Below are 4,469 nucleotides of genomic sequence, written 5' to 3'. Positions count from 1 at the left end.
CGCTCCACCCGCCGGTGCGCCTCGGACAACATCGCATACGTCTTGCCCACACCCGGTGCCGCACCGAGATAGATCCGTAGCCTGCCGCGTGCCATGTGTCTCGTCCCCCGCGGGGGCGACGGCTGCCCCCTGATCAACTCGCCGCTCAGCGCTCAGGATGCCAGACGGCCAGGCCGGGGCGGGGCGCTCCACCGGCGCCCCGCCCCGGACCGGGGCCCGCGCTACCGCAGCGACTCGACGGCACGGGCCATGCTCTCGCTGCCGTGCCCCTCGGCCAGTTGCCGCTGGAACACCTCGTGCAGCGGCTGGAGCAGATCGACGCCCACGCCCAACTCGCGCGTAGCGGTGAGGATGTTGGCGAGGCCGACGGCGTTGATGTCGATGTTCGACGTGTCCGTGCGGTAGTCGCCCGCGTCGATCTCGGCGGCGAAGCCGGGCAGCGCGGCCAGGGCCTCCGTCAGCCAGCGGACGAGGAGGCCGGTGACGTCGCCCGCCGCGATCCCGGCCGAGCGGGCCACGGCCACCGTCTGGAAGAAGCCCGCGAACATCCCGTACATGCCGCTGAGCAGCGCCACGTCGTGCACGGGCGCGAGCCCGGCGTCGGCGCCGGCGAACACCGGCGACCCGAGCGGGGCGAGCAGCGCCTCGTACCGCGCGAAGGCCTCGGCGTCGCCGCTGTACAGGACGAAGGCCTCCGGGGTGCCGATGGTCTGCGGAATGGCGTACACCGCGCCGTCCACGTAGGCCGCGCCCTGCTCGGTGACCCAGGCGGCGAGGTCGCGGGCCGGGCCCGGGGTGCCGGAGGTGAGGTTGACGACGGTGCGGCCCGCGAGGGCGCCGCCGACCGGCGTGAGCAGGTCGCGGACGGTGGTGTAGTCGAGGACGCAGACGACGACCAGGTCGCTCGCCGCGACGGCGGCGGCCGGGGTGGGCGCCAAGGCCGCACCCAGGGCGACGAGTTCGTCGACCTTGCCCGGCGAGCGGTTCCAGACGGTGACCTTGTGCCCCTGGTCGAGGAAGGCGCGGGCGAGGACCTGGCCGAGGTTGCCGAGGCCGATGACGGTGACCGTCGTGGGCGTGGGGCCGGGCTCGGTCGTGCCCCTGCCGACGTCCGCCTTCGTACCCGCGTTCTCGTTCGTGCCGGTGTTCTGGTTCGTGCCCGCGTTCTCGTTCGTACCGGTGCTCATCGTTGTGTACTCCGTGGTGAGGGGCCGGGCGTTCGGTGCTCGCGGCCTGTGGTCATCACCTTGCGGGCGGGCGCTGTCGGTCGGCTGCCGGTTCGCTGTCGGTCCGGTGCCGTGGGGGCGCAGAGGTCGTTCACCTGGCGGGTTATCGTCGGCGGCATGCGATTCGGGGTGCTCGGTCCGCTGACGGTGTGGACGGCGGACGGTGCGGTCGTCGCCGTGCCCGGTGCCAAGGTCCGGGCGCTGCTGGCCCAGTTGCTGGTGCACCCGGGGCGCCCGGTGTCCGTCGAGCGGCTCGTCGACGGGCTGTGGGGCGAGGAGCTCCCCGAACACCCCGGCAACGCCCTGCAGGGCAAGGTGTCCCAGTTGCGCCGCGCCCTGGAGCGGGGTGAGCCGGGCGGCCGGGAGCTGGTGGCCTCGGGGCCCGCGGGGTACGCGCTGCGGATCCTCCCCGACGCGGTGGACGCCGCGCGGTTCACGGCGCTGCTGGAGCGGGCGCGCGGCACGGACGCGCCACGGGAGCGGGTACGGCTCCTCGCCGAGGCCCTGGAGCTGTGGCGCGGTGAGGCGTTCGCCGACTTCGCGGGGGAGCCGTTCGCGCGCGGCGCCGTGGAGCGGCTGACCGAGGCGCGGCTCACCGCGTGGGAGGAGCAAGCGGAGGCGCGCCTGGAGTCGGGCGGGCCCGGCCCCCTGGCTGCGGACCTGGCCGACATGGTCGTACGCCATCCGCTGCGGGAGCGGCTGCGCGCGGCACAGATGCGCGCCCTGTACCGCTCCGGGCGGCAGACCGAGGCCCTGGAGGCGTACGAGGACCTGCGGCGCCGCCTCGCCGACGACCTGGGCCTGGAGCCCGGGGCGGACCTCGTGGCGCTGCACGGGGCGATCCTGCGACAGGACCCGGCGCTGGACGGGCCATCGGGCGCTGCGGGTGGACCCACGGGGGCCGCGGACGCACCGCCCAGGGGCCCGTCGGCCGGGGGCCAGCCGCCCGGGCCCGCCGCCAAGGTCCGCAGCAACCTCCCCGCCCCCGTCTCCGGCCTCGTCGGCCGCGACGACGCCGTCCCCGCCGTACGCCGGCTCCTGGGCGAGGGCCGCCTGGTGACGCTCACCGGCCCCGGCGGTGTGGGCAAGACGCGGCTCGCCGTGGCGGCGGCGCGCGGTGCCGCCGCCGACTTCCCCGACGGGGCGTGGCTCGTCGAACTGGCGGGGATCGACGCGGGCGTCGACGCGGGGCGCGCCCCGGGGCCGGAGGCCGTCGCGGAGGCCGTGACGCGGGTGCTCGGCCTCCACGAGGAGCCGCGGGCGGGCGCGGGCGGGGACGCCGTGGCCCGGCTGGCGCACGCCCTGGCCTCGCGGCGGCTGCTGCTCGTGCTCGACAACTGCGAGCACGTGGTGGACGCCGCGGCCGAGGCGGTGGCGGCCCTGCTGCGGGACGTGCCCGGCCTCACCGTGCTCGCCACCAGCCAGGAGCCCCTCGACGTGAGCGGCGAGCGGCTGTGGCCGGTGCCGCCGCTGGAGCTGGCCGGGGCCATGGAGCTGTTCGCGCGGCGCGCCGGGCTCGGCACCGGCGCGGCGGCGCTCGGCGGGGACGACGCGGAGGCCGTCGCGGAGCTGTGCGTCCGGCTCGACGGGCTCCCGCTCGCCCTCGAACTCGCGGCGTCCCGGGTCCGCACGATGGGCGTGCACGGCCTGCTCGCCCGCATCGACGACCGGTTCGCGCTGCTCGGCCGCGGCCTGCGCGGCGCCCCCGCCCGCCAGCGCACGCTGCGCGCGGTCATCGACTGGAGCTGGTCGCTCCTGAGCGGGCCCGAGCGGACGGTGCTGCGCCGGCTCGCCGTGCACGAGGGCTGCGGCCTGGACGCGGCGCGGGCCGTGGGCGCGGGCGGGTCCGTGCGCGGCGAGGACGTGCTCGACCTGCTGGCACGGCTCGTGGACCGTTCGCTGGTGGTGGTGGCCGCGGACCGGCCGGACGGACCGCGGTACTGCGTCCTGGAGTCCGTACGGGAGTACGGCGTGGAACAGCTCCGCGCGGCGGGCGAGTTGACGGACGTGCGCGAGCGGCACAGCGCCCACTACGCGGCGCTGGCCGAGCGCGGAGGCGCTGCGCTGCGCGGCCCGCGGCAGCGGGAGTGGCTGGAACGGCTCGACGAGGAGAGCGGCAACCTGCGCCGCGCCCTGGACACCGCGGTCGAGCGCGGGAACGCGGACCGGGCGCTGCGGATGACGAACGCGCTGGCCTGGTACCGGGTGCTGCGGGGCCGCACCGCCGAGGCCCGCCGGTCGCTGGACGCGGCGCTGGCCCGGGTGCCCGGCCCGGCGGGGCTGCCGGACGCCACCCGCGCGGCGCGGGCGCTCGCGCTGGCCTGGCGCGCCGGCATCGCCCTGCGCGAGGGCGAGGACGCGTGGGCCGACGCCTGCCCCGGGAACGGCGCGGACGGCGCGGACGGCGCGGACGCGCCCGGCGGTGACCCGCTGCTCCGCGCGGCGCTGGCCGGATTCACCGGGGTCGACGACCCCGCGGGCCGCGCCACCGCCCTGTGGGTCCTGGGCTCCGCGCAGCTCGGCGCGGGCGCCGTACGCACCGGGGAGAGCCTGGTGAACGAGGCCCTGGACGCCTTCGCCGCGCTGGGTGACGACTGGGGCACGGCGGCGGCGCTCAGCGTGCGGGCGCGCCACGCCATGGCGCACGGCGACCTGGAAGCGGTCCGGCGGGACAGCGAGCGCAGCGCGCGGCTCTTCCGCCGACTGGGCGACGGCTGGGGGCAGTTGCAGACGGTGTTCCCGCTGGCCACGCTCAGCGAGATCGCGGGCGACTACGCCGAGGCCGCCCGGCTGCACCGCGAGGGGCTCGCCATCGCGGAAGGGCTCGGCCTGTGGGCGGAGGCCTCCAAGCGGCTGTCGGGGCTCGGCCGGATCGCGCTGCTCACGGGCGACACGGCGGGGGCCCGGAGCGCGCACGAGCGGGCCCTGAGGCTGGCGCGCGACCACAGCTTCCGCTCGGGCGAGGTCGACGCCCTGATCGGCCTCGGCCTCGGGGCGCGCAGGGAGGGCGACCTGGACGGCGCCGAGCGGCACATGCGCGAGCTCCTGGCGTGGTTCCGCAAGGCCGACTACGGCCCCGGCGTGACGCTCGCGCTCGCCGAGCTGGGCTTCACGGCGGAGCTGCGCGGCGACGCGGAGGCGGCCCGGGCGTGGCACGCGGAGGGGTTCGAGGTGGCGCGGGGCCTCGGCGACCCGCGGGCGCTGGCGCTCGCCCTGGAGGGCCTTGCCGGGGCGGAGGCCGCC

Annotated in this window: 3 protein-coding genes; 1 reads left to right on the top strand and 2 read right to left on the bottom strand. The window is 77.6% G+C overall.

The features are described 5' to 3' along the window. Both IE330_RS40120 and IE330_RS37815 read right to left on the bottom strand, forming a co-directional pair. Nucleotides 1–95 (bottom strand): hypothetical protein (locus IE330_RS40120; protein ID WP_190140714.1); only part of this gene is annotated, 95 nt, incomplete at its 3' end. 126 nt (nt 96–221) lie between these two features. Beyond that, complete coding sequence (locus IE330_RS37815) at nt 222–1,187, bottom strand: NAD(P)-dependent oxidoreductase (protein WP_190140713.1); 966 nt, start codon at nt 1,185–1,187, stop codon at nt 222–224. A 156-nt stretch (nt 1,188–1,343) separates the two neighbouring features. Between IE330_RS37815 and IE330_RS37810 the strand changes: the two genes are divergently transcribed. Next, the coding region (locus IE330_RS37810; RefSeq protein WP_190140712.1) for an AfsR/SARP family transcriptional regulator at nt 1,344–4,469 on the top strand (3,126 nt) is incomplete at its 3' end.

This window comes from Streptomyces longispororuber (assembly GCF_014656095.1).
Classification (GTDB): domain Bacteria; phylum Actinomycetota; class Actinomycetes; order Streptomycetales; family Streptomycetaceae; genus Streptomyces; species Streptomyces longispororuber.
The sequence above is the reverse complement of the archived record's forward strand: the minus strand, read 5'-3'. Positions and strand labels throughout refer to the sequence as shown.

Coding starts and splice junctions, on each gene's coding strand:
- IE330_RS37815 (WP_190140713.1), bottom strand. CDS start 1,187: ATGAGCACCGGTACGAACGAGAACGCGGGCACGAACCAGAACACCGGC.